The sequence below is a fragment of the Mesorhizobium neociceri genome (genome assembly GCF_013520985.1).
GTDB lineage: Bacteria > Pseudomonadota > Alphaproteobacteria > Rhizobiales > Rhizobiaceae > Mesorhizobium > Mesorhizobium neociceri.
Genome location: NZ_JACDTY010000005.1, coordinates 189,031 through 213,237 on the forward strand (window position 1 = coordinate 189,031; position 24,207 = coordinate 213,237).

Sequence of the window (24,207 nt, forward strand, 5' to 3'; positions counted from 1 at the left end):
ACCGCAGGGCAATGTGGGCTCTGGCCGCAGTCTGGATGCGTTATGGTTAGCGGATCATTAATGCTTCTCGGGCACATTCCGCCGGCGAGCCGCTGAGGGGGTTCGGCCTTGGCTTTCGGGGTGGGAACGGGATGGCTGACGGGACTGTTGGAACACGCGGCGGACGCGGTTCCCGAAAAGGGGCTGTGAACGGCGAGGATACGTCCGTCGGGGCTTCGCCCGAAGCGCTGCGCGAGCTGGTCGAGGCTGGCGCCGACTGGGTCTGGGAGACCGACGCCGAGCTGCGCTTTTCCTGGCTTTCGGAACATTACCAGGCCGCCACCGGCATCGATCCCGCCAGCATTCTTGGCCGCTTCCGCTTCGATTTCCTCAACCAGATGGTGCATGGCAATCGGCATGCCGCCGCGCATCTGGAGGATCTGCAGGCGCATCGGCCGTTTCGTGACTTCGTCTATGAATTGAAAGGTGGCCGCCCCGGCTGCCGCTGGGTTTCGATTACCGGCTTTCCCCGATTCGACAGCGAGGGCGAGTTTACCGGCTATCGCGGCATTGGCCGCAACGTCACGGCGCTGGCCGGTACGCTGGACGACCTTCGGCAGGTGCCGCCGGCCGCAGCCGAGAGCACGCAGCATCTCGCCGACCTCGAGCGGACCATGGATGCCATGCATATGGGCGTCGTGCTGCTCGACGCGAAGCTCGACACGCTCATCGTCAACAAGGCCTATCGCGACCTATCGAGGATACCCGACGGCGCCGTCACCGTCGGCGCGCCGTTCAGTCTCCTAATGGAGCTCAACCGCCGCAACGGCATCTATGGCGATCTCGATGAACAGCAGTGGCAGCACTACCTTGCCACCCGCGTCGAGGAGATCCGCGCCGGCTCGGTTGCGCCGCGCGAGTTCACCCACGCCAGCGGCCGCACCATGATGTTCTCGGTGACGGCGCTGTCCGGCGGCAAGCGGCTGTTGACCTATTACGACGTCACCGAGCTGACACTTCGCGACGCCGCGATCGAAAGCGCCAACGCCAGGACCGCCGAGACCTTCGCCAATCTGCGCACGATGGTCGACCAGATGCCGATCGGCGTTGTCGTCGTCGACGCCGAATTGCGCGCCGAAGTGATCAATCGCGCCTTCTACGATTTCTGGCAGATCGATGCCGGGCAGGCCGGCATCGGCTGCAGCTTCCGCGCGCTGATGGAGGCCAGCCGTGGCGTCGATCCGTTTGGGCAGGACGAAGCGGCCTGGCAACAGCACATTGCCGAGCGCGAGGCGGAGATCCGCGCCGGCATAGCCGGATCGCGGCAGTTGCCGCGCAATGACGGCCGCACCCTGATCTGCTCCACGGCGCCGCTCGCCGGCGGCAAAAGGCTGATCTCTTACGTCGACGTCACCGACATGAAGGACCGCGAGGCCGAGCTCGCCGAGGCGCTGGAAAAATCGCGGCTGGCCGAGGCGGTGATCAACGCCGTCGAGGACCCGATTTTCGTCAAGGACGACAATCTGCGCTTCGTCTTCGTCAACGAGGCGTTTTCGGCGCTGTTCGGTCAGACGCCGCAAGCCATGCTGGGCAGGCCTGGCGGCGACTTCATGCCGGGGAAGGACGCCGCGCTGTTCGAAGACAGCGAACGCGCCGTACTGGCGACAGGCACGCCCTACGAGGTCGAGGAGAATTTCGAGGTCGAAGGTGCCAGGCGCTCGCGCATCGTGCGCAAGAACCGCGTCGGCATGCCCAGCGGCCGCAACTATGTCGCTGGTTTCCTGTTCGACATCTCCGACATGAAGCGCCGCGAGACGGAAGCCGAGGACGCCCGCAAGAACCTCGCCACGGTGCTGGAATCGCTGCCCGCCGCCGTCATCATCTACGACCGCGACGACAAGTTCGTCTTCGCCAACCGCAAGCTGCAGGACACGCTGCCGGCGCTGGTGCCGGCATGGCAGCCCGGCAGCAGCTTCCGCGACGCGCTGGAACTGGGGCATTCGGTCGGCTATTTCCGATCGAGCGGTGATCCAGAGATCGACAGACTCTATGATGGCGACCGCGACGTCTGGCTAAAGGCCATCCTCGCCCGCTACCACTTGCCGAACTCCTCCTACGAACGGCGCAATCCGGACGGCCGCTGGTACCAGGTCTACGACATGCGGACCGAGGACGGCACCTTCATCGGCGTGCGCGTCGACATTTCCGACATCAAGAGCCGCGAAAAGGCGCTGCAGGATTCGATGCGCCAGATCGACCTGTTCCGCCACGTCATGGACGAATTGCCGGTCGCCGCCTTCATCAAGGCGCAGGATCTCAGCATCGAATTCGTCAACAAGGCCTGGTGCGCGATCACCGGCCTCGCCAAGGAAGACGTCATCGGCCGCACCGACCGCCAGCTGTTCGGCGCCGACGATGCCGAAAGCTACAGCTATGACGACACCGAGGTCGTTGTCACCAGCAGCGTCAAAGAGATCGAGGAACCGGTCACTCATCGCGACGGCACCGTGCGGCAATTGATGACGCGCAAGAGCCGGCTGGTGGCGCTCGACGGGTCGGTGCATCTGGTCGGCTCCAGCACCGACATCACCGAGGTCAAGGCGCGTGAGCAGGCGCTGGAAGAAAGCATGCGCGAGAACGAGGTGTTCCGCAATCTCATCGACAACGTGCCGGTGTCGATCTACGCCAAGCGCTCGGATCTTCGCCAGTTTTACGTCAACAAGGGCTGGTGCGACCTTACCGGCCTCAGCAAGGAGGAGGCGATCGGCAAGACCGACGTCGAGATCTTCGGCGCGGATGGCGAGGCCTTCGTCGCCGGTGATATGGCCGTGCTGCGCACCGGCGAGACGCAGGAGATCGAGGAGACGGTGACGCTTGCCGGCGGCAATGTGCGCCACCAGTTCGCGCGCAAGGGCGCGATGATCGCCTCCGACGGTTCGCTCTATCTGATCGGATCGACCACCGACATCACCGAATTGAAGATGCGCGAGGCCGAGCTGCGTGAGGCGCGCCAGCGCGCCGTGCTCGCCGACCGCGCCAAGTCGGAATTCCTGGCCAATATGAGCCACGAGATCCGCACCCCGATGAACGGCGTGCTGGGCATGGCCGAGCTGCTCGCCAAATCCGACCTCGACCCCAAGCAGAAGACGTTCACCGACATCATCGTCAAATCGGGCAACGCGCTTTTGACCATCATCAACGACATATTGGATTTCTCCAAGATCGATGCCGGCCAGCTCGTGCTCGACCCGGCGCCGTTCAACCTGCCAGAGGCGATCGAGGATGTGGCGACGCTGGTGTCGACACGCGCCAAGGAGAAGGATCTCGAACTGATCGTGCGCGTCGAGCCGGGCCTGGAAAGCCTGTTCATCGGCGATGTCGGCCGCTTCAGGCAGATCGTCACCAATCTGCTCGGCAATGCGGTGAAGTTCACCGACGAAGGCCATGTGCTGGTCGATGTCACGGGGACAAGGGTTGCGGCCGGAACCAGGCTCACCATCTCGGTTACCGACACCGGCATCGGTATTCCGGAGGAGAAGCTGAGGGCCGTCTTCGAAAAGTTCAATCAGGTCGATACCTCGTCGACCAGGCGCCACGAAGGCACCGGCCTCGGCCTTGCCATCACCTCGCGGCTGGTCGAGCTGATGGGCGGCGAAATCGGCGTCGAGAGCGCCGAGGGCAAGGGCTCGACCTTCTGGTTCACGGTCACGCTGCCCAGGGCCGGCCAGCAGACGGGGCAGCGTATCATGCCCGTCGATGTCACCGGCGCGCGGGTGCTGATCGTCGACGACAACGCCGTCAACCGCTCGATCCTGACCGAGCAGATGGTGTCGTGGACGTTCGATTCCTGCGCAGCCGAAAGCGGTGCGGAAGGGCTGAAGGTGCTGGTCGCCGCGGCTGCCTATGGCGTGCCGGTCGACTGCGTCGTGCTCGACTACCAGATGCCGGGGATGAGCGGCGCCGAAATGGCGCGCATCGTGCGCAACACCGCAGGGCTGGCCGACACGCCGATCATCATGCTGACCTCGGTCGACCAGTCGCTCGCCAACACCGCCTACCGCGACCTCGGCATCGACGCGCAGCTGATCAAGCCGGCGCGCTCCTCGGTGTTGCTGGAGACACTCGTCGCGACCATCCAGCGCCATCGCCACGGCACGACAGGTGGCGATGGGGAACACGCGGCAAGCGACAGCTCCGGCCAAGCGATGGTGCAGCCGGTCTCGGCGCTGCCGGCACGGGCCGCATCCGAGCGAGCCCAGCTGCATCCGCCGCCGGTGCGTGCCCGCGCCCGGGCGGGCGGCAACGAACGCGGGCTCGACATCCTGGTTGCCGAGGACAATGAGGTGAACCAGATGGTGTTCACCCAGATCCTCGGTGAAACCGGCTTTAGTTTCGAGATCGTCGGCAACGGCCGCAAGGCGCTCGACGCTTTCGGCCGGCTCAATCCGCGTATGATCCTGATGGACGTCTCGATGCCGGAGATGAACGGGCTCGAAGCCACCGCCGCGATTCGGCGGCTGGAGGAAGAGAGCGGCACGCATATCCCGATCGTCGGCGTCACCGCGCATGCCTTGAAGGGCGATCGCGAGCGCTGCCTGGAAGCCGGCATGGACGATTATCTGCCCAAGCCGATCAGTCCCAAGGCGCTGCTCGAAAAGGTCGAACGTTGGGTCGGCATATCAGGCGAGGCCCATCGAGACGCCGGCTAGCGATTTCGCCGCCGGATTCGGCAGCTCCGCGAGGTCCAGGGATATGGTGCGATCGCACCATATCAAAGCTTGCGTCCAGTCGGGAAAATGGCGGCAACGGAACCGCTCATTCAGTTACGGGCGGGAGCAAGCGACCGCCGACAAAGAAACAGCGTCGAAATCTACCCCAACGGACCTGTTTTTGGCGATGGCTCGGCCAAGATACGCTCTGGCCACGGGCAACGCGCTCCCGTCCGGTTTTTCTTTCTCGGCATCGCGACCTGCGATCTACCGAGACAAATGCCGGCGCAAAATCCCGCAAGCTTATGATTCCAGCGGCAAACTGCGGCTCTCCGGGAGAGGCGGGCCAGCTGCGGTTTTCAGTGCGTCCATCCGACGTTACCGGGCTGACACGAAACTGTCATGCGACTGTAATAATCGAAGGCTATGGCCTCAGCGGGCGCCGGCTGAAGAGGGCGCCGAGAGACCATATTCCGAACAGGAGCAGGCCACATGAAGAAATTCCTCGTTACGGCATCGGCCGTGGCGGTAGCGTTCGCCGCATCGTCGGGTGTCGCCGTCGCGCGCGACCAGATCCAGGTCGCCGGTTCGTCGACCGTGCTACCTTACGCCAAGATCGTCGCCGAGCAGTTCGGCGAAACCTTCACCAACTTCAAGACCCCGGTTGTCGAGTCCGGTGGCAGCGGCGCCGGCATCAAGGAATTCTGCAAGGGCGTCGGCGAAGACACCATCGACATTGCCAACTCCTCGCGTCCGATCAAGAAGGACGAACTGAAGTCCTGCGCCGACGCCGGCGTGAAGGAAGTCCAGGAAGTCCGCATCGGCTATGACGGCATCGTCTTCGCCACCGACATCAAGGGCCCGGACTGGGCGCTGGTTCCCGCCGACATCTACAAGGCGCTCGCCGCCAAGCTGGTCGTCGACGGCAAGCTCGTCGACAATCCGAACACCAAGTGGAACCAGGTCAACCCGGCGCTGCCCGACTGGGATATCGCCGCCTACATCCCCGGTGAAAAGCACGGCACCCGCGAAGTGTTCGAGACCAAGCTGCTCGACGCCGGCTGCGACAAGGCCGCCCTGAAGGCCGCCGGCATCGCCGACGACAAGGAAATCGGCAAGACCTGCATCGCTATCCGCAAGGACGGCAAGGCTGTCGACATCGACGGCGACTACACCGAGACGCTCGCCCGCATCGACTCCAACAAGACCGGCGTCGGCGTGTTCGGCCTCGCCTTCTACGAGAACAATGCCGATAAGCTGAAGGTCGCCACCGTGGAAGGCATCGTGCCTTCGACCGAGACGATCGCGACCGGCAAGTATCCGGTATCGCGTCCGCTGTTCTTCTACGTCAAGAAGGCGCATCTCGGCGTCGTTCCCGGCCTCAAGGAATATGTCGAGTTCTTCCTTGACGACCAGATGATCGGCCCGGAAAGCCCGCTCGCCCAGTACGGCCTGGTTTCCGCTCCCGACGCCGAGCGTCAGGGCCAGCGCGACGCCTTCGCCGCCGGAAAGACGATGTAATCGACTGACTGGATCAGGGCGCGGACCAAATCCGCGCCCTGATTTCGCCGTTTGCCGCAAAGGCGGCGGCGATCTGAACTTTCCCTGGGGTGGGTGATGTCGTCCTTGCTCGTACTCGCCATAATCATTGCCATCGGCGTGGTCGCCTTCGTGATCGGCCGCCAGCGCGCCGCGGCGCAGGATACCGGCAAGGTAAAGCCGCATTCGCGCGCCCATTATCACGGCTGGTGGGCCTTTCTGCTCGCCGTCCTGCCTGCCGTCCTGCTGCTTGCCGTCTGGGACATCGGCTCGTCCTTCTATCTTGACCGGCACATCCATGCCGCTCTGCCCGAGCGCACCGCTGACTCCAAGGTCGCCAGCGAAGCGCTCGACGCCAGCCTGGTGAAGAGCCTCGCCAAGGGCCTGCGTCGGCTCGATGCCGGTACGCCGCTTCCCGCCACCTTCGCTGAATTGCAGCCGCTGCTCATTGCCAAGGGCGTGGCGCTGGCCAGCGATACGCAGGATTACATGATCCCGATCGCCGTCGACGCGAACACGGTCCAGGACAGGCTCGGCCTGTTCGGCGCCGTCGTTACCTTCGCCCTGTCAATCGCCGGCGCCTTCTATGCGCTGCGGCAGATCGCGCCGCGCGCCAGGGCGCGCAACAATGTCGAGAGGCTGATGCTGTGGGGGCTGCTTGCGGCGTCGACCATCGCCATCCTGACCACGGTCGGCATCGTGCTGTCGATGCTGTTCCAGACCATCACCTTCTTCGAAAGCGTGTCGCCGATGAGCTTCTTCTTCGGCACCGTGTGGGACCCGCGTTTCGCCGCCGCCGGTTCCGGCGGCAGCCAGGGCCAGTTCGGCCTGATCCCGCTTCTCGCCGGCACGCTCTACATCGCCGCCGTCGCTCTTCTGGTGGCCGTGCCGGTCGGGCTGATGTCGGCTGTCTACATGTCCGAATATGCCTCGCGTAGCGTGCGCTCAGTGGTCAAGCCGGCGCTGGAATTGCTGGCCGGCATCCCGACCATCGTCTACGGCATCTTCGCCGTGGTCACGCTCGGGCCGTTCCTGCGCGATCTGTCGGCGGCGCTCACCGGCGGCTCGCCCTTCATCCAGGGACAGAGCATCTTCACTGCCGGCCTGGTGATGGGCGTCATGCTGATCCCGGTCGTGTCCTCGCTGTCCGACGACATCATCACCGCAGTGCCGCGCGCCATGCGTGACGGCTCGCTCGGCCTGGGCGCCACGCGCTCCGAGACGATCAAGCGGGTGATCCTGCCGGCCGCACTTCCCGGCATCGTCGGCGCCATCCTGCTGACGGCGTCGCGTGCCATCGGCGAGACCATGATCGTAGTGCTGGCGGCCGGTGTCGCCGCCAATCTCACCGCCAACCCGTTCGAAGCGATGACCACCATCACCGTCAAGATCGTCAACCAGCTGACCGGCGACCTTGAGTTCAATTCGCCGCAGACGCTGGTCGCCTTCGCGCTCGGCCTGACGCTGTTCGCGCTGACGCTGGTGATGAACATCGTCGCCCTCTACATCGTGCGCAAGTACCGGGAGCAGTACGAATGACCGACATCCCCCTGGACACGATGGCCGGTGCGGTTGCGCGTCCGCGCCGCGACATTGGGCTGAAGGCCCGCTACGCCGCCGAACGCCGGTTCCGCATCTACGGTGTGATTGCGATCTCGGTCGGCCTGGCGTTCCTGGCCATCATGCTGATCACCATCGTCTCGAAAGGCTACACCGCCTTCTGGCAGACCACGGTGACACTGCCGATCAGCTTCGACGAGAAGGTCATCGATCCCTCGAACAAGCGCGCCACCGATCCGAGCGTGCTGATCAAGGCGAACTATCCCAAGCTTGCCGAGAACGCGCTGGTGGCCAAGCTCGGTATCGATCCGGCCAACAAGCCGATGATGCTCAAGCTCAAGGGCTTCCTGTCGGAAGGCGCCCGCGTCCAGCTGCGCGACATCGTTTCCGCCGATCCGTCGGTGATCGGCACGACGCGCGACGTCAACATCCTGGCCGCCGCCAATCTCGACTCGGCCTTCAAGGGCCAGATCGACCTCAGCGTCGATGAAGCGCGCCGCAAGGTGTCCAACCAGCAGATCGACTGGATGAACAAACTCAAGGCCGATGGCGTGATGGCTGAGCATTTCAACACCGGCCTGTTCACCTACGGTGCCTCCAGCCGGCCCGAGACGTCGGGCATGGGCGTGGCCATCATCGGCTCGTTCTACATGATGGTGATCGTGCTTGTGCTGGCGCTGCCGATCGGCGTCGCCGCCTCCATTTATCTCGAGGAATTCGCCAAGAAGAACCGCTTCACCGACCTCATCGAAGTCAACATCAACAATCTGGCGGCGGTGCCGTCGATCGTCTTCGGTCTGCTTGGCCTTGCGGTGTTCATCAACTTTCTCGGCATGCCGCGCTCGGCCGCCTTTGTCGGCGGCCTGGTGCTGACGCTGATGACGCTGCCGACCATTATCATTGCCACGCGCGCCGCGCTCGCCGCGGTGCCGCCGTCGATCCGCTCGGCAGCGCTTGGGCTTGGCGCCTCCAAGATGCAGATGGTGTTCCAGCACATCCTGCCGCTGGCCGCTCCCGGCATCCTGACCGGCACCATCATCGGCCTGGCGCGTGCGCTGGGCGAGACAGCACCGCTGCTCCTGATCGGCATGGTCGCCTTCGTCGCCGACTATCCGAAGACGCCTTTCGATCCGGCGACCGCGCTGCCGGTGCAGATCTACATGTGGGCAAACGAGGCCGAACGCGCTTTTGTCGAGCGCATGTCCGGCGCCATCATCATCCTGCTCGTCTTCCTCATGGCCATGAACATCACCGCGATCGTGCTTCGGCGCCGGTTCGAGCGGCGCTGGTAGAAAAAAGGCAATTTGGTATGAACATCATGACCGAACAGTCCCTTGAAAACGCAGTGGGCGACAAAATGAACGCCAAGTCGAACGAAGTCATCAAGATGCGCGGCGACAAGGTCGGCGTCTTCTACGGCGAGAAGCAGGCGCTGTTCGACGTCAATCTCGACGTCCGCCAGAACCAGGTGACGGCGCTGATCGGCCCGTCCGGCTGCGGCAAGTCGACCTTCCTGCGCTGTCTCAACCGCATGAACGACACCATCGATTCGGCGCGGGTGACCGGCAAGATCACGCTCGACGAGGACGACATCTACGACAAGAACATCGACGTCGTGGAACTCAGGGCCCGTGTCGGCATGGTGTTCCAGAAGCCCAATCCGTTCCCGAAGTCGATCTACGAGAACGTCGCCTACGGCCCGCGCATCCATGGGCTCGCCAAGCGCAAGTCCGACATGGACCAGATCGTCGAGTCCAGCCTGAAGAAGGCGGCGATCTGGAACGAGGTCAAGGACCGCCTGCAGGAGCCCGGCACCGGTCTGTCCGGCGGACAGCAGCAGCGCCTGTGCATCGCGCGCGCCATCGCCGTGTCGCCGGAAGTGATTCTGATGGACGAGCCCTGCTCGGCGCTCGACCCGATCGCCACCGCCCGTGTCGAGGAGCTGATCGACGAATTGCGCCAGAACTACACCATCGTCATCGTCACCCACTCGATGCAGCAGGCGGCGCGCGTGTCGCAGCGCACGGCGATGTTCCATCTCGGCTATCTGGTCGAGGAGGGCGCCACCGACAAGATGTTCACCAATCCCGACGACAAGCGCACCCAGGACTACATTACCGGCCGCTTCGGCTGAGCCGTCCAGCGGTTGAATTTTCAGGCACGAGGACCAGGATCATGGGTGAACATACCGTCGCCTCCTTCGATGAAGAACTGGGGCAGATCAGCAAGCTGATCCGCGACATGGGCGATCTGGCCGGCTCGATGGTCAGCGGCTCGACCAGGGCGCTGCTCACTTCGGACAACGCGCTGGCACAGCGTGTCGTCTCCGACGACGCCATCATGGACGCGCGCCAGCGTGAACTGGACGACCGCGCCATCACGCTCATCGCCAAGCGCCAGCCGATGGCCAACGATCTGCGGGCCGTGGTCGGCTCGATCCGCATGGCCGGTGACCTCGAGCGCATCGGCGACCTTGCCAAGAACATCGCCAAGCGCGTCGGCACCGTTGGCCTCAGCGTCACGCCGCGCGATCTCTCGCACTCCATCGATGCGATGGCGCAGCTGGTGCTGATCCAGGTTCAAGGCGTTGTCGAAGAATATGCCGCCGCCGATGCCGCGGCGCTGGCGAAGCTCCGGAATGACGACGAGCGCATCGACGTCAAATACACGTCGGTGTTTCGTGAGCTCTTGACTTACATGATGGAAGACCCGCGCAACATTACCGCCTGCACGCATCTCTTGTTCTGCGCCAAGAATCTCGAGCGCATCGGCGATCATGTCACCAACATCGCCGAAAATGCGTACTATGTGCTGACCGGCCAGCAATTGCCCGCCAATCGCCCGAAGCAGGACGAAACGGCGATGGCCACATCGCCCTGATAAAGGTGAACTGCTGATGATTGCGCCACGCATCATGGTCGTGGAGGATGAGGAGCCGCTAGGCGTGCTGCTCCGCTACAACCTCGAATCCGAAGGCTACCAGGTCGAAGTGGTGACACGCGGCGATGAGGCCGAGATCCGGCTGCAGGAAAACGTCCCCGATCTCCTGGTGCTCGACTGGATGGTGCCGGCGGTGTCCGGCATCGAGCTGTGCCGGCGTCTGCGCATGCGGCCGGAGACCGAGCGGCTGCCGATCATCATGCTGACCGCGCGCGGCGAGGAAAGTGACCGCGTGCGTGGCTTGTCCACCGGCGCCGACGACTATCTGGTCAAGCCGTTCTCGACGCCGGAGTTCATGGCGCGCGTGAAAGCGCTCCTGCGCCGCGCCAAGCCGGAAGTGCTCTCCAGCGTGCTCAAGGTCGGCGACATCGTGCTCGACCGTGAATCGCACCGCGTCTACCGCAAGAAGAGCGAGATCCGGCTCGGGCCGACCGAGTTCCGCCTGCTCGAATTCATGATGCGCCATCCAGGCCGGGTGTTTTCGCGCAGCCAGCTGCTCGACAATGTCTGGGGCGAGACGATCTATATCGACGAGCGTACCGTGGACGTGCATGTCGGCCGCCTGCGCAAGGCCGTCAACAATGGCCGCATGCCGGATGTCATCCGCACGATCCGTGGGGCGGGTTACGCCATCAGGGAAGACTAGGGCGCGCCGGGGCGCGCCGTTGCCGGCCTCTCAGGCGACATGTTTGCCGGTCTTCGACTGGATACCCGGCGCGAAAATCTCCTGGTCGACGAAGCCGAGTGCGCGCATGGCGCAGCCTTCGCGGATCAGCGGCAGTTCGTTGGGCTCGGTGTCGAAGGAGATCGATTTCGAGTGCTGGCCGCCGGCGGTCTGGGCGATCGCTTCACGCAGCGCCGGTTCGATCAGGTCGAAGGCGGCGGCGCTGACGCCGACCATGGCGACGGGGGCGGGATCGATCAGGGCGAACAGGCTGCCAAGGCCGAAGCCGAGCGCTTCGCCGGCCTTGTGGTAGGCTTCCCGCTCGGGACCGTCGGTTTCGCGGGCGCGTGCGGCAAGCGCGCGCATATCAGCGTCGCCGACATCGACTGGTTCGGCGTCCTCGCTCATTCCCATGGCATTGCGCCAGATGGCGTAATTGCCGGCATAGGCCTCGACGCAGCCGCGCCGCCCGCAACGGCAGAGTGCGCCGCCGGGACGGTGGATCATATGGCCGAACTCGCCGCCCGAGGAATGGGTGCCGGTGAACAGCTCGCCCTTCAGCACCAGCCCCATGCCGATGCCGTGCGAGAGCAGGATGGCGATGAAATCGTCGCGGTAGCGCTCAGGCTGGCGCCATTGCAGCGCCACCGCCATCATGTTGCAGTCGTTTTCCATGGTGGCCGGGATGCCGAACTCCGCTTCCAGTATGTCGGCGAAGGCAATGTCGGTCAGCGGCGTGATCGGCGACCATAGCATGGCACGTGCCTGCGAATCGGTGATGCCCTGGATGCCCATGGCAATACGGGCGATGCTTTGGACATCGAGGTCGGGATCCTCGAGCCGCCGCCGCACGATTGCCGTGCATTCGCCGATCAGTTCGTCGCGCGGCATGGTCAGCGTGTCCAGCCGGCGCTGCTCCTCGGCGACCACGTGGCCGGCATAGTCGATGACGGTGACGGAAAGGAAATTCAGCGACAGCACCACGGTCATCACGGCCGCTGCTTCCGGGTTGAGGCCAAGGCCGACCTGTGGCCGGCCGCGTTTCAGCGCACCGGTCTCGCCGGGCTTGCTCTCGGCCAGGATGCCTTCTTGAATCAGGTCAGAAGAGATTGCCGATATGGTCGAATGGCTAAGGCCGGTGGTTGCCGCAATCTCGGTCCGCGACGGCTGGCCGGCCCGGCGCACGGCCGAAATCACCATCGCACGGTTGCGACGGCGCAGATCGTCGTGGCGGATACCAACCGACATCTTTTTTGTTTCCTCCCGGTCCCCCCGCGCCTCATGATAGTGGAGGCGGTCAGGGACGCCACGCAAATATTGGCAGAAGCCGGTCACGCTGTCATTGTTTATTGCGGGTCTCGAAAAAAATCGACGAGGCCATCAGAATCCATCAGAATCGATGTTGACAGCGTCTCGCCGTTGGACCAGTATTTTTTCGAGGCTCGAAAAAATAGAGCCTCTGTGTGCCGGCCCTCGGGCCAGTTTTGTGGCGCCGCGCGCGGCGCAGGGAGGACTATCATGAACAGATTTGCAGCCGCCATGCTGGCGGGTGTCGCCATGTCGCTGACGCTGGTGTCGGTCGCGCAGGCGAAGGACAAGGTCATTGGCGTGTCGTGGTCGAACTTCCAGGAAGAGCGCTGGAAGACCGACGAAGCGGCGATGAAGGCGGCGATCGAGGCTGCCGGCGACAAGTACATTTCCGCCGACGCGCAGTCCAATCCCGGCAAGCAGCTGACCGACGTCGAAAGCCTGATCTCGCAGGGCGCCAACTCGCTGATCATCTTGGCGCAGGACGCCTCGGCCATCGGCCCGGCGGTGCAGAAGGCGCTGGACGAAGGCATTCCGGTCGTCGGCTATGACCGCCTGATCGAGAACAAGGACGTCTTCTACCTGACCTTCGACAACAAGGAAGTCGGCCGCATGCAGGCCCGCGAAGTGTTCAAGGCCAAGCCGGAAGGCAACTACGTCTTCATTAAGGGCTCGGGTTCCGACCCGAATGCCGATTTCCTGTTCTCGGGCTCGATGGAAGTGCTCAAGGAAGCTATCGACTCGGGCAAGATCAAGAATGTCGGCGAAGCCTATACGGATGGCTGGCTGCCGGCTAACGCGCAGAAGAACATGGAACAGTTCCTGACCGCGAACGACAACAAGGTCGATGCGGTGGTCGCGGCCAATGACGGCACCGCCGGTGGCGTTGTCGCGGCGCTGACGGCGCAGGGCCTTGCCGGAACGGTTCCGGTCTCGGGCCAGGACGGCGACCATGCCGCCCTGAACCGCATCGCGCTCGGCACGCAGACCGTGTCGGTGTGGAAAGATGCACGTGAGCTCGGCAAGAATGCCGCCGAGATCGCCTCGCAGCTCGCCGACGGCAAGAAGACGAGCGACATTGCCGGCGCCAAGGACTTCACCACGCCTGGCGGCAACACCGTCAAGTCGTTGTTCCTGACCCCGGTCGCCATCACCAAGGACAACCTCAACGTCGTCATCGACGCCGGCTGGATCAAGAAGGACGAGGTCTGCACGGGCGTCGCCGCCGGCAGCGTCGCGGCCTGCAACTAAGCTTGGCCTGTTTCCATTCGATCTCGACGCCGCGGCCCAAAGCCGCGGCGTTTTCTCAACAAGATTTGTGTTTCCGCCGTTGGCGGCTAACTTCTAGGCTGTGGTCCGGCATCCGCGTCAGACGGCAAACCGCTGGGAGGACATCATGACCGACACGACCTCGACTTCGCAGGCCGACACCGCGCGTGCGTCGGAACTCGGCGCGGTCGCCCGGTTCCTGAAAGCGACCGAGATCGACACCCGCATGCTCGGCATGATCGGCGCGCTGCTTCTGATCTGGATTGGCCTGCATGTCATTTCCAGCTTCCGCCTCGGGGTCAATCCACTCGATTTCGACAGCCGCACCTTTCTGACGCCGCGCAATCTGTGGAACCTGTCGGTGCAAACGTCCGCCGTCGCCATCATGGCCTCGGGCATGGTGCTGGTCATCGTCATGCGCAACATCGACCTGTCCGTCGGCTCGGCCGAGGGCCTGATCGGCATGGTGATGGGCTTTGCCCAGGTGCATTTCCTGGTGCGCTTTGTCGGGCTCGAGCTCGGCAATCCGTGGATCTGGGTTCTGGCGCTGGTCATCGGCCTGGCGCTCGGTCTTTTGATCGGCGCCTTCCAGGGTTTTGTCATCGCCTATCTCGAAGTGCCGGCCTTCATCGTCACGCTGGGCGGCCTGCTGGTCTGGCGTGGTGCAGCCTGGTGGGTGACCAGCGGCCAGACCGTGGCGCCGCTCGACGCCACCTTCCAGCTGATGGGTGGCGGCCCGGCCGGATCGATCGGCGCGACGTGGAGTTGGGTCGTCGGCATCGTCGCTTGCCTTGCCGTGGTGTTCGCGCTGTTCAACGGCCGGGTGCAGCGCAAGCGCTTCCGCTTCCCGCTGCGGCCGATCTGGGCCGAGACGCTGCTCGGCACGGTCACATGCGCCGTCATCATGGGCGCGGTGTGGCTAGCCAATTCCTATCCGTGGCCGATCGGCATCGTGAACCGCTATGCGGCCGCCAACAACATCACCGTGCCCGAAGGCGGGCTGTTCATCGCGCATGGCATCGCCATCCCGGTGCTGATGGCGGTGACTGTCGGCATCATCATGACCTTTATCACCAAGCGCACGCGTTTCGGCCGCTATGTCTTCGCCATCGGCGGCAATCCGGAAGCCGCCAACCTCGCCGGCATCAACACGCGCTGGATCACCATGAAGGTGTTCATGATCATGGGCGTGCTGGCGACGATCGCCGCGGCGATCTCATCGGCCCGGCAGAATTCGTCGACCAACGTGCTGGGAACGCTGGACGAGCTGCTCGTCATCGCCGCCGCCGTCATCGGCGGCACGTCGCTCGCCGGCGGCTCGGGAACGATCATCGGCGCCATGCTCGGCGCGCTTTTGATGCAGTCGCTGCAGTCCGGCATGGTGCTGCTCGGTGTCGACTCGCCGTTGCAGAGCATCGTCGTCGGCGCAGTGCTGGTCATCGCGGTGTTTCTCGACACCGTCTATCGCAAGCGAGTCTGAGCATGATCCCGAAAAGTGGAAACCGGTTTTCGGGCAAGATCATGCTCAAGCAAGAATCCAGGGAGAACGACCATGGCTGAGAAAACCGCTCCCTCCGCTGCTCCCACAGGCACCGCGCTGATCGACATGCGCAACATCTCGATCGCCTTCGGCGGCATTCGCGCCGTCGACGATGCGTCCATCGATCTTTTCCCGGGCGAGGTCGTGGCGCTGCTTGGTCACAACGGCGCCGGCAAATCGACGCTGATCAAGATCCTGTCCGGCGCCTACAAGCGCGATGCCGGCCAGATATTCGTCAACGGCCAGGAGGCTTCGATCTCCAACCCGCGCGATGCCAAGAAATACGGCATCGAGACCATCTACCAGACGCTGGCGCTTGCCGACAATGTCGACGCCGCCGCCAATCTGTTCCTCGGCCGCGAAATCATGACTGCCTGGGGCACGCTCGACGATGTCGCCATGGAGGCCGAGGCGCGCAAGGTGATGGGCCGGCTCAATCCGCGCTTCCAGCGCTTCAAGGACCCGGTAATCAAGCTGTCGGGCGGCCAGCGGCAATCGGTGGCGATCGCACGCGCCATCCTGTTCAACGCCCGCATCCTGATCATGGACGAACCGACGGCCGCGCTTGGTCCGCAGGAAACGGCGCAGGTCGGCGAACTGGTCAAGCAGCTGAAGTCGGACGGCATCGGCATCTTCCTGATCAGCCATGACATCCATGATGTGTTCGAACTTGCCGACCGCGTCTGCGTGATGAAGAACGGCCAGGTCGTCGGCACCGCGCGCACCACCGACGTCACCCAGGACGAGGTGCTCGGCATGATCATCCTCGGCAAGTGTCCGCCCGGCGCCATTCCTGGGCCGGGCGCGCTGAAGATCGCCGCCTGAGACACGCACTCTCATCGGGTGATCGCCATCCTCTCATGGTAAGCCGGCTAAATGTCTGGAACTTGATGTGCCAGCCGTCATGATGGTTTGGCCGCGCCATTGTGTTGCCGCGGCGACTTGCCCATAAAGGTTCCGAACCGTTCATGGGCCTGCGTTGAAGAAGTTTTTCCCGATCCTCGCCTTCATTGCCGTCGCGCTGATCAGCCTGACGATGGCGGGTTTTGCCTACTTCGCCACCCAGGAGGCGGCGCGGATCAAATTCGAGGCGACGGCCGACGATGCGCTCAACCGCATCGAAAGCCGCATCGACCTGCATCTGTCGCTGCTGCGCTCGACGCAGGCGCTGTTCGACGCCCGCAATGGCGAGATTTCGCGGAGCGAATTCAAGGCCTTCTTCAGCGCGCTCGACGCCGACACCAACTTCGCCGGCCTGCGCGGCATCGGTTATCTCAGGCTGGCCAAAGCCGGCGACGAAGCGGCGGTCGAGCGAGACATGTTGCGCGACCGTGGCGTGCCCCACGCTGTCTATCCGGACACGTCACAGTCCTGGCGCACGCCCGTCGTGCTGTTCGAGCCGCTCGATCCTTCCAACGAGTCGACCATCGGCTACGACATGTTCACCGAACCGGTGCGGCGCGAAGCGATCGAAAAGGCGATGGCCGATGACGCACAGCATGCAAGCGGTCTGGTTCAACTCGGCCAGGACACGGGCGCGGCGCAGACTTTTACCGGCTTTCTGGTCTTCGTCAGGCTCAATGTGGAAACCGCGCCGGATGGCATCAACGCGTCCAGATCGTCGACTTCAGGCTTTCTCTACGCGGCCTTCCGCGCCCGTGACCTGTTCCAGACGGCGCTCAGCCGCACGCCTTTGCTGCCGGTCAACACCGAGGTCTATGACGGCAAGGTCGACGCCGATAATCTTCTGTTCCAGTCGGAAACGCCGCCGGTTGCGAGCTTTGGCGACAGGCTCTTGGTGACGCGCAAGATCATCGTCTCCGGCCGGCCGTGGACGGTGCTGTTTCGGCCGACCAGCGCTTTCTCGCAGCCGTCCTCGCGCGCCATTCCGGTGATGCTCGGCCTGTTCGGCCTGCTTTTGGCCGGCGCCATCGCGCTGGTGGCGCGCTACCAGGAGCGCGCCTATGACGCGAAGTCGCTGTTGCACGAGACGACGGAAAAGAGCCTGCTCGAAAAGGATCTGATGCTGCAGGAAATGAAGCATCGGATCAAGAATTCGATCACGCGGGTGCTGGCGATCGCACGCCAGACGGCGGCGCACGCCACCGACGTAAAGGAGTTTTCCTCCTCGTTCTCGGCCCGCCTGCAGGCAATGGCGGCTTCACAGGACATGCTGACGCGCTCGCGCTGGCAGAAGGCCGACCTTGGCGACCTGTTACGCATCGAGCTTGGCCAGGTGTTCGGCAAAGAGCTTCCGGACGGGATATTGTCAGGGCCTCAGGTGCTGCTCGACGAGACGACGACGCAGGCGCTTGGCCTTACGTTCCACGAACTGGCGACGAATGCGCTGAAATATGGCGAGGCCGGCAATTCCGTCGGCGCGCTGAAAGTGGACTGGTCGTTTGAAGGGCGCGGATCCGGCAGGATGCTGGTCCTGAACTGGCGCGAGGCGGGGCAGAAGCAACTCGAAGCGCCGGCCAAGACCGGCTTTGGCACCAAGCTGATCGATCTCAATGTCACGCGTGAATTGCACGGCACGATCACCAGAGATTTTCGTGCCGACGGGCTTACGGTGGAAATCAGGATTCCACCGCCTGACGCAGGCAAACAAACGGAGACCGGCTGACCGGTCTCCGTCTTGATTGTCTGACGCTTTTGAAGCTGATCAGCAGCGAGCGGTGTAGAGCCGGCCGCGATTGTCGCGATACTGGCAATAGCCATTGCGCAGGTTGCGCACCAGCAGACCGGAACCGGCACCGACGGCTGCGCCGATGAGCGCACCTTTGCCGCCGCCAACCAGGCCGCCGACGCCGGCGCCAACCAACGTTCCGACACCCACGTCCTGCTCGGTCGTGCTGCAGCCGCTGACGGCGACCACGGCAACCATGGCAATAATCAATTTCCGCATCGAGTCTCTCCTCACTTTCGTCCTCACTTTAGTAAGCTCCAGCCGCCATTTAGCACGAAATGACGGCCTTTGCCCGCTCGATCTTATTGTTGGCGAAGAAAGTCTTTTTCGGGGCGCGTCACATTCGACGCAACCACGACGTTGGAAATCTGCAAGGATGCTTCGAGCGAACCGTCCGGGCGCACGTTCCAGACGATCTGGTCGTAATCATCCTCCAGGGCAGGATCGACGGCAAGACATTTGGCGACGACATACTCGGCCTGACCTTGCACGTCACCCATGGCGAAAGGCCGCTCGGCGGTGCATGCCTCCGCGGTCTCGAACACGCTGACCGGCACCTGCAGTTCGCGGCATTCGGTCATGCTGTTTGAACAGCCGATGACCAGAAGCAAAGCGGCGATGTGTTCCACGGCGAAAAATCCTCTCACCATAAGAACGGTCGACAGCCGTCAAAGTTCCTGTGACGAAAGGTGGGGGCGTTAGCAATTGGCTGGCCAGGAGCCAGTCCAGCCTCCCAGCTCAGCGTGATTTGGGAGCAATGTGGACCCGAGCGATCTGGGCTCAGCCCAACTGCGACGCCACAATCAGCACGATGGCGGCGACGAGCGCGACAGCGGCGAAGCGAAGCAAGGGATGCCAGGCGTGCGGCAAAGGCGCGGCGGAAGCATCAGGATCCTGAAAGCCGCTCATGGAGACGCGGGCGGCCTGCTCCAGCCTGTTCATATCGGCAACCGTCAAAGATCATTCCTCCCATACTTGCATTGCAGGCCACGCCGAAGCGTCGGTTGAATCGGCCAGGGTCCAGCAATCTCTGGGAACCACAGCATCGAACTTTATGGTGAACAGCCGGTTAAGGAATCCGACGCTCCGGGCTCTCTGTCTGACGCAATTCCGGACGGAATTGCTCCAGGGGCAAATCCGGCCGCTCACTCGGTTTCGAAATTGCCGTGCGGAACGACAAGCCGATACTCGAGCCGGTCGCCGGTGATCTCCAGTGTCGCTGTGCCGTTCAACGATGCCGGCACGACACGTTCGAGGGCAACGCTGCCGAAGCGCTTCTCGGTGGGTCTGTTGTCATTGGCGACGATGGCCTCGACCCAGGTCAGCGACAAAGCTGGCTTGTCAACGGCCTCAGTGACGCTCGACAGTTTGGCGGTTACCTCGACGAAGCCATCCGGCCGCGCCAGGGCGCCATAGCTGAATGAATTGACGGCGAGTTCGTGCATGGCCAGGCCGATATGAAGCGCGGCATTGGGATTGAGGTAGGGGTTGACGCCATTGAAGCGCAGGCTCTGTGTGGGATCGGCGCCATAGCGCACGACCTGGCCACGGACAAGCTCGCGCAGTGCGGCACCCCGCCAGTTCGACGACGTCACCAGATCCTGGGAGGAGGCCAGTGACTGAAGCCGGCCGCGAAAGCGCGTGAGGAAATCGTCCGATGTCTCGGAATAGCGGCCGGTCTGGGTGGCAATGCTCTGGATGATGGCCAACAGGTTCTTGGAGCGGTGGCTGACCTCGCGCAACAGCGTCTTCAGCGTCTGCTCGCGGCGTTTCTGCTCGGTGGTCTCCACCATCGTGGTGACGACGCCCTGCACATCGCCGCGGTCGCCATGATCGGCGTCAACCCACACCTGGAACCAGCGGATACCGTCGGTGGCGGGCACACTGAGCTCGACGTGCTCGGGATTTCCGGAGGCGATGACACGGCGTTTGGCGGTATCGATGTGCTCGACCTGCGCCGCCGGCAGTATGCCGCTGCTGTCCGCGGAGTCGGAAGCCCATGGCTCACGCATGTTGCGGGCCCACACGGTCTTCATCTCGCGGTCCTGGTACAGAACGGAGATACCGGCATTGTGCAGAGCGTGGAGCAAGGCGCGACCAAGTTGCATGCCGCTTTCAGCGGGGTGCAGGGCGATGACTTCGTCACTCCGCCCGTTGTCGCTTGTCTCTCCGCCTCTGGAACGCATCAGTCACCTGTCCGCCCACCCAAGCTGAACGATTCACTCTGAAATGAGTTCCTGAAATAAGCGCTGAAACAGGTCCGCCGGACGGCGTCCTGTTGAAGGACACCGCCCGGCGGTGGCTGGAAACCGTTTGAGGGGTGCGGCTTCCAGTGTTTGGCTCGCTACCCGGTCTTACGACGCCCGCCTGAACAGGCCGGCCAGAAGCGAGATGATGAGGAAGGCGAGAAAGATGAAGAACAAGATTTGCGCGATGCCGGCGGAGGTGCCGGCGATACCGCCGAAACCAAGCGCGCCGGCGATGATCGCCACGACCAGAAATACGAGCGCCCAGTAGAGCATGATCCGTCTCCTTCCGATGCTGAGATAAGAACGTGGGTGGTTGGTGTTTGTTCCACCCTTTGCCGAAAAAGACGGCCTTTGGAAGGGCCTGGACGCGAATTGATTTCAAGCACGCGAGCGCGACGGCAACCGGCGATCGCCAGGTTGACGATCGCCAGTGCTGGCAACGCCGCGCGATGCGGCGAATGTTGTGCTAGGCGGCGGCCTTGGCCTGCCGGTCGAAGAACAGCGCCTGGCTGATCAGCGCTTTGACCATGTCAGGATTGAACGGCTTGGTGACCAGGAAAGCGGGCTCGGGCCGCTCGCCGGTCAGCAGACGCTCGGGGAAGGCAGTAATGAAAATCACCGGCACCGAGGTCGACGACAGGATCTCGTTGACCGCATCGATGCCCGAGCTGCCATCGGCAAGCTGGATGTCGGCCAGCACCATCTTCGGCCTTGTCTTGCCGAACATCGCCACCGCCTCCGAATGGGTACGGGCGGTGCCGACGACACGGTGGCCGAGGCTCTCGACCATTTCCTCGATGTCCATGGCGATCAGCGGCTCGTCCTCGATGATCAGCACGTCGGTCGCCACCTGGCGGGAGATCTCGTTGCTCGCCTGGGCAAGCAGTTCGGAGAATTCCCTGGCGTCGACATCGAGAATTTCAGCGGCCTCGTCCTCGCTGAAGCCTTCGACCGCGACCAGCAGGAAGGCCTGACGTGGTCGTGGCGCTATGGCATTCAGATTGGCGGCGGCGCGCTGCTCCCATGCCGATTGCGCCTGCTCCTGCGGAACGCGGATGGCAATGGAGGTGAACAGTTTGGCGAAAACCTTGTAGATCGCGATGCGGTCGTTCGACGCTTCGGGGAAGATGTCGACGTCGGCGATGATGGCTTCGAGCATCGCGGCGACCAGCGCATCGCCACTCTCCTGCGATCCCGAAACGGCGCGCGAGAAGCGGCGCAGGAACGGCAGGTGCGGAGCAATGGTTGCGGAAAGGCTCATGATGGACGTCTCCCTCAGATGACGTGATTGCACAGATTCCAGGTCCAGCCGATTGCAAGCCCCGAACACAAAACGCGGGTTTTGCGAAAAAGTTCCGAGACTTGTGGAACGAATCTGTGCGGGCGACGTTTGTGGGGCGACGGGCAACCAGACGAGGGGGCCGCTTTGCGTTGTGTAATAGGGCGGCTCGGGCGCTGGAATTTAAGGGCGAATGAAGGACATGAACAAAGATCCACTGGCTGGCGCCGCTGACAGGCGCCGGGCCAATTCCGGCGACCCGCTCGGGGCGAATTCGGAAATCGGCCGCAAACTCAAGCAATATTATGACGAGCTGGTCTCCGACAATGTGCCGGATCGCTTCGCCCAGTTGCTCAGCCAACTGGAACAGGCCGAACCCGCACAGAAGAAGGACTGAGGCGTGGCAGCTGTCTCACAAGGCTTCAAGACCGAACTGCTTGGCTCGATCCCGAGCCTGCGGGCCTTTGCCGTGTCGCTGACGCAGAATGCCGACAAGGCCGACGACCTGGTGCAGGAGACGCTGGTCAAGGCCTGGGACAAGCATGAGAGCTTCCAGCCCGGCACCAATCTCAAGGCATGGCTGTTCACCATCCTTCGCAATGAGTTTTATTCTCAGATGCGCAAGCGCGGCCGCGAGGTGCAGGACAGCGACGGCATCATGACCGCCAGGCTCGCCGTTCATCCGGCCCAGCACGGCCAGCTCGACCTCAAGGATTTTCGCGGCGCGCTCGAGCAATTGCCCGAGGACCAGCGTGAAGCCATCATCCTTATCGGCGCTTCCGGTTTTTCCTACGAGGAGGCGGCCGAGATCTGCGGTTGCGCGGTCGGAACGATCAAGAGCCGGGTCAGCCGGGCCCGCACGCGATTGCAGGAGATCCTGAAAATCTCCGGCGAAGACGAATACGGGCCGGATGCCATCTCGTCTCAGGTCACCGGCTCAAACGCCGCCTGACAGCGATCGAAGGCATTTCAGACTGGCGCGCGTCCGCAGGCCGCCGCCAGCGCCTCGACGAGATCGTCTCCCGAATATGGCTTGGTCACCAGCCGGACGCCGGGGAAAGACGCCTCGATCTCGTCCGCGTCCGAATAGCCGGAGGCAAAGACGAAGGGCGTGCCCGCCTGGCGCAGTTGCGCGGCGAAGTCGAGCGTCGACGTCCCTCCCAGCATCAGGTCGACGATAACGCCGTCGAACTTGTCGGCGACCGTCTGCTCGTCGATCTCTGCCAGGTCGCGGGCAATCACCACATCGCCGGCGCCATGGTCGCGGCAAAGCTGCTCGACATCCATGGCGATCAGGATTTCATCCTCCAGGACAAGAATTCGCAATCCCTCGAGCAATGGCGGCACCTGGCAAATTCTCCTCGTTCCGGCAGCACTTCAAATCAACACCACACTGGATCTCAACAATCCACCAGTGGCCTTGCACCCTGAATTCGCTTGCCGGGGCTGCTCCAACGTCAGACGAACCGGATTCGTCTCACTGGAGCGGGGCAAGTCATGATCGGTATTCGACTCCCTGTCATTTAAAAAAGACATGCCCCGACCGCCGACGCCGGAACCACAACCCCTGTTAGCCGTTGCAGTCAGTCTGCCACAAAGGCTTTCGAAAGAGGGATCGAAATGTCTGGCCAGAATGGTCGTTCTTTTTCCAGCCGTCAGTACCCCTGCGAGAATTGCCCGCTTCGGCCACTGCCAGCGTTCCGGGAGTTCGAGAAGCAGGAACTTGCCTATGTCAGCAAGTTCAAGAAGGGCGAACTGGCCGTCGACAAGGGCGCCACGGTGCTGGTCGAAGGCAGCCACAGCGCCCATCTCTATACGGTGCTTTCGGGCTGGGCCTTCCGCTACAAATTGCTGTCGGACGGCAGGCGCCAGATCCTGAACTATTCCATGCCCGGCGATCTCATCGGCCTGCAAGGTAGTGTGATGGGTGAAATGCAGCATTCGATCGAGGCGCTGTCGCCCATGTTGTTGTGCGTCTTCGAGCGCGAAAACCTGCACGAACTCTACCGCAACCATCCGGGCCTTGCCTACGACATCACCTGGCTGGCATCGCGTGAGGAGCGCATGCTGGACGAGAATCTGCTCAGCATCGGCAGGCGCACGGCGGTCGAGCGCACCGCCTATCTTATCGCTTTCATCGCCAGCCGTGCGGCGATAGTCGGGCTCAACGGCAAGGCGCCGGTGCAAATCCCGATCACGCAGCAGCACATCGCTGATACGCTCGGCCTATCGCTGGTCCACACCAACAAGACGATCCGAAAGCTGATCGACCGCAAGCTGATCGCCTGGCGCGACGGCGGTTGCGAAGTGGTCAACAGGCAAGCGCTGAAGGACCTCGCGCGCTGGGAGGGTCTGAGCGAAGGTCGCCGGCCGCTGATCTGATGCCGCTGATCCAGCAGGGAAACCAGTCCAGCCGGGTTGGACTCGCAGGCAAACACCCATTCATGGATATGGTCTTCCGATTTCGGAACCTTGACGTGTG

Annotated in this window: 22 protein-coding genes; 14 read left to right on the top strand and 8 right to left on the bottom strand. The window is 63.2% G+C overall.

Annotation, left to right across the window (positions count from 1 at the left end):
* The first annotated feature begins 131 nt into the window (after positions 1–131).
* The 7 genes from H0241_RS13275 to phoB all read left to right on the top strand — a co-directional run bounded on the left by H0241_RS13275 (position 132) and on the right by phoB (position 11,373).
* Positions 132–4,688, top strand: a complete 4,557-nt coding sequence (locus tag H0241_RS13275; protein ID WP_181058040.1) for a PAS domain-containing protein — start codon at positions 132–134, stop codon at positions 4,686–4,688.
* A 492-nt stretch (positions 4,689–5,180) separates the two neighbouring features.
* Positions 5,181–6,209 (top strand): substrate-binding domain-containing protein, encoded by a 1,029-nt coding sequence (locus H0241_RS13280; protein ID WP_181058042.1) that lies wholly within the window; start codon positions 5,181–5,183, stop codon positions 6,207–6,209.
* Between the two features lie 96 nt (positions 6,210–6,305).
* On the top strand, positions 6,306–7,766 hold the full coding sequence (pstC, locus tag H0241_RS13285) for a phosphate ABC transporter permease subunit PstC (protein ID WP_181058044.1): 1,461 nt from the start codon (positions 6,306–6,308) through the stop codon (positions 7,764–7,766).
* A complete protein-coding gene (gene pstA, locus H0241_RS13290; RefSeq protein WP_181058046.1) occupies positions 7,763–9,079 on the top strand; it encodes a phosphate ABC transporter permease PstA in 1,317 nt (438 codons plus the stop codon). Before pstC ends, pstA begins: the two co-directional genes overlap by 4 nt.
* A gap of 17 nt (positions 9,080–9,096) precedes the next feature.
* Positions 9,097–9,921 (top strand): phosphate ABC transporter ATP-binding protein PstB, encoded by an 825-nt coding sequence (gene pstB / locus H0241_RS13295; RefSeq protein ID WP_112559514.1) that lies wholly within the window; start codon positions 9,097–9,099, stop codon positions 9,919–9,921.
* Positions 9,922–9,962: 41 nt separating this feature from the next.
* A complete protein-coding gene (gene phoU / locus H0241_RS13300; protein ID WP_181058047.1) occupies positions 9,963–10,667 on the top strand; it encodes a phosphate signaling complex protein PhoU in 705 nt (234 codons plus the stop codon).
* 16 nt (positions 10,668–10,683) lie between these two features.
* The gene (gene phoB, locus H0241_RS13305; protein ID WP_010911896.1) at positions 10,684–11,373 is read left to right on the top strand and encodes a phosphate regulon transcriptional regulator PhoB; all 690 of its coding nucleotides are present in this window, start codon (positions 10,684–10,686) and stop codon (positions 11,371–11,373) included.
* Positions 11,374–11,403: 30 nt separating this feature from the next.
* On the opposite strand, the gene H0241_RS13310 is transcribed toward phoB, so the two are convergent.
* Positions 11,404–12,639, bottom strand: a complete 1,236-nt coding sequence (locus H0241_RS13310; protein ID WP_181058049.1) for an ROK family protein — start codon at positions 12,637–12,639, stop codon at positions 11,404–11,406.
* A 270-nt stretch (positions 12,640–12,909) separates the two neighbouring features.
* On the opposite strand from H0241_RS13310, the gene xylF reads away from it, so the two are divergent.
* From xylF to H0241_RS13330, 4 genes are all read left to right on the top strand, one after another.
* Positions 12,910–13,950 (top strand): D-xylose ABC transporter substrate-binding protein, encoded by a 1,041-nt coding sequence (gene xylF / locus H0241_RS13315; RefSeq protein WP_181058051.1) that lies wholly within the window; start codon positions 12,910–12,912, stop codon positions 13,948–13,950.
* A gap of 145 nt (positions 13,951–14,095) precedes the next feature.
* The gene (locus H0241_RS13320) at positions 14,096–15,448 is read left to right on the top strand and encodes a sugar ABC transporter permease (RefSeq protein WP_181058053.1); all 1,353 of its coding nucleotides are present in this window, start codon (positions 14,096–14,098) and stop codon (positions 15,446–15,448) included.
* A gap of 72 nt (positions 15,449–15,520) precedes the next feature.
* On the top strand, positions 15,521–16,333 hold the full coding sequence (locus tag H0241_RS13325) for an ATP-binding cassette domain-containing protein (protein ID WP_181058056.1): 813 nt from the start codon (positions 15,521–15,523) through the stop codon (positions 16,331–16,333).
* Between the two features lie 154 nt (positions 16,334–16,487).
* Complete coding sequence (locus tag H0241_RS13330; RefSeq protein ID WP_181058057.1) at positions 16,488–18,134, top strand: CHASE domain-containing protein; 1,647 nt, start codon at positions 16,488–16,490, stop codon at positions 18,132–18,134.
* Between the two features lie 39 nt (positions 18,135–18,173).
* Here the strand turns inward: H0241_RS13330 and H0241_RS13335 are convergent, their stop codons facing one another.
* From H0241_RS13335 to H0241_RS13360, 6 genes are all read right to left on the bottom strand, one after another.
* On the bottom strand, positions 18,174–18,416 hold the full coding sequence (locus H0241_RS13335; RefSeq protein ID WP_112559509.1) for a YMGG-like glycine zipper-containing protein: 243 nt from the start codon (positions 18,414–18,416) through the stop codon (positions 18,174–18,176).
* Between the two features lie 83 nt (positions 18,417–18,499).
* Entirely contained in the window at positions 18,500–18,826 is a 327-nt protein-coding gene (locus tag H0241_RS13340) for a hypothetical protein (RefSeq protein WP_181058059.1), read from the bottom strand.
* A 151-nt stretch (positions 18,827–18,977) separates the two neighbouring features.
* A complete protein-coding gene (locus H0241_RS13345; protein WP_210284893.1) occupies positions 18,978–19,139 on the bottom strand; it encodes a hypothetical protein in 162 nt (53 codons plus the stop codon).
* Between the two features lie 203 nt (positions 19,140–19,342).
* Positions 19,343–20,383, bottom strand: coding sequence for a sensor histidine kinase (locus H0241_RS13350; protein WP_181058061.1), 1,041 nt, complete (start codon positions 20,381–20,383; stop codon positions 19,343–19,345).
* Between the two features lie 168 nt (positions 20,384–20,551).
* Positions 20,552–20,719: a DUF1328 domain-containing protein gene (locus tag H0241_RS13355; RefSeq protein ID WP_127414401.1), complete on the bottom strand. Its 168-nt coding sequence runs from the start codon at positions 20,717–20,719 to the stop codon at positions 20,552–20,554.
* 193 nt (positions 20,720–20,912) lie between these two features.
* Entirely contained in the window at positions 20,913–21,707 is a 795-nt protein-coding gene (locus H0241_RS13360; protein ID WP_181058063.1) for a response regulator, read from the bottom strand.
* Positions 21,708–21,918: 211 nt separating this feature from the next.
* Between H0241_RS13360 and H0241_RS13365 the strand changes: the two genes are divergently transcribed.
* Both H0241_RS13365 and H0241_RS13370 read left to right on the top strand, forming a co-directional pair.
* Complete coding sequence (locus tag H0241_RS13365) at positions 21,919–22,122, top strand: NepR family anti-sigma factor (RefSeq protein ID WP_181058065.1); 204 nt, start codon at positions 21,919–21,921, stop codon at positions 22,120–22,122.
* 3 nt (positions 22,123–22,125) lie between these two features.
* A complete protein-coding gene (locus tag H0241_RS13370) occupies positions 22,126–22,677 on the top strand; it encodes an RNA polymerase sigma factor (protein WP_181058067.1) in 552 nt (183 codons plus the stop codon).
* A gap of 17 nt (positions 22,678–22,694) precedes the next feature.
* Here H0241_RS13370 and H0241_RS13375 read toward each other — a convergent pair whose 3' ends face one another.
* Entirely contained in the window at positions 22,695–23,072 is a 378-nt protein-coding gene (locus tag H0241_RS13375; RefSeq protein ID WP_181058069.1) for a response regulator, read from the bottom strand.
* A gap of 273 nt (positions 23,073–23,345) precedes the next feature.
* On the opposite strand from H0241_RS13375, the gene H0241_RS13380 reads away from it, so the two are divergent.
* Positions 23,346–24,107: a Crp/Fnr family transcriptional regulator gene (locus tag H0241_RS13380; protein WP_181058071.1), complete on the top strand. Its 762-nt coding sequence runs from the start codon at positions 23,346–23,348 to the stop codon at positions 24,105–24,107.
* Positions 24,108–24,207 lie beyond the last annotated feature (100 nt).

Coding starts and splice junctions, on each gene's coding strand:
- H0241_RS13380 (WP_181058071.1), top strand. CDS start 23,346: ATGTCTGGCCAGAATGGTCGTTCTTTTTCCAGCCGTCAGTACCCCTGC.
- pstC (WP_181058044.1), top strand. CDS start 6,306: ATGTCGTCCTTGCTCGTACTCGCCATAATCATTGCCATCGGCGTGGTC.
- pstB (WP_112559514.1), top strand. CDS start 9,097: ATGAACATCATGACCGAACAGTCCCTTGAAAACGCAGTGGGCGACAAA.
- xylF (WP_181058051.1), top strand. CDS start 12,910: ATGAACAGATTTGCAGCCGCCATGCTGGCGGGTGTCGCCATGTCGCTG.
- H0241_RS13350 (WP_181058061.1), bottom strand. CDS start 20,383: ATGCGTTCCAGAGGCGGAGAGACAAGCGACAACGGGCGGAGTGACGAA.
- phoB (WP_010911896.1), top strand. CDS start 10,684: ATGATTGCGCCACGCATCATGGTCGTGGAGGATGAGGAGCCGCTAGGC.
- H0241_RS13310 (WP_181058049.1), bottom strand. CDS start 12,639: ATGTCGGTTGGTATCCGCCACGACGATCTGCGCCGTCGCAACCGTGCG.
- H0241_RS13280 (WP_181058042.1), top strand. CDS start 5,181: ATGAAGAAATTCCTCGTTACGGCATCGGCCGTGGCGGTAGCGTTCGCC.
- H0241_RS13360 (WP_181058063.1), bottom strand. CDS start 21,707: ATGAGCCTTTCCGCAACCATTGCTCCGCACCTGCCGTTCCTGCGCCGC.
- H0241_RS13345 (WP_210284893.1), bottom strand. CDS start 19,139: ATGAACAGGCTGGAGCAGGCCGCCCGCGTCTCCATGAGCGGCTTTCAG.
- phoU (WP_181058047.1), top strand. CDS start 9,963: ATGGGTGAACATACCGTCGCCTCCTTCGATGAAGAACTGGGGCAGATC.
- H0241_RS13325 (WP_181058056.1), top strand. CDS start 15,521: ATGGCTGAGAAAACCGCTCCCTCCGCTGCTCCCACAGGCACCGCGCTG.
- pstA (WP_181058046.1), top strand. CDS start 7,763: ATGACCGACATCCCCCTGGACACGATGGCCGGTGCGGTTGCGCGTCCG.
- H0241_RS13355 (WP_127414401.1), bottom strand. CDS start 20,719: ATGCTCTACTGGGCGCTCGTATTTCTGGTCGTGGCGATCATCGCCGGC.
- H0241_RS13275 (WP_181058040.1), top strand. CDS start 132: ATGGCTGACGGGACTGTTGGAACACGCGGCGGACGCGGTTCCCGAAAA.
- H0241_RS13320 (WP_181058053.1), top strand. CDS start 14,096: ATGACCGACACGACCTCGACTTCGCAGGCCGACACCGCGCGTGCGTCG.
- H0241_RS13335 (WP_112559509.1), bottom strand. CDS start 18,416: ATGCGGAAATTGATTATTGCCATGGTTGCCGTGGTCGCCGTCAGCGGC.
- H0241_RS13365 (WP_181058065.1), top strand. CDS start 21,919: ATGAAGGACATGAACAAAGATCCACTGGCTGGCGCCGCTGACAGGCGC.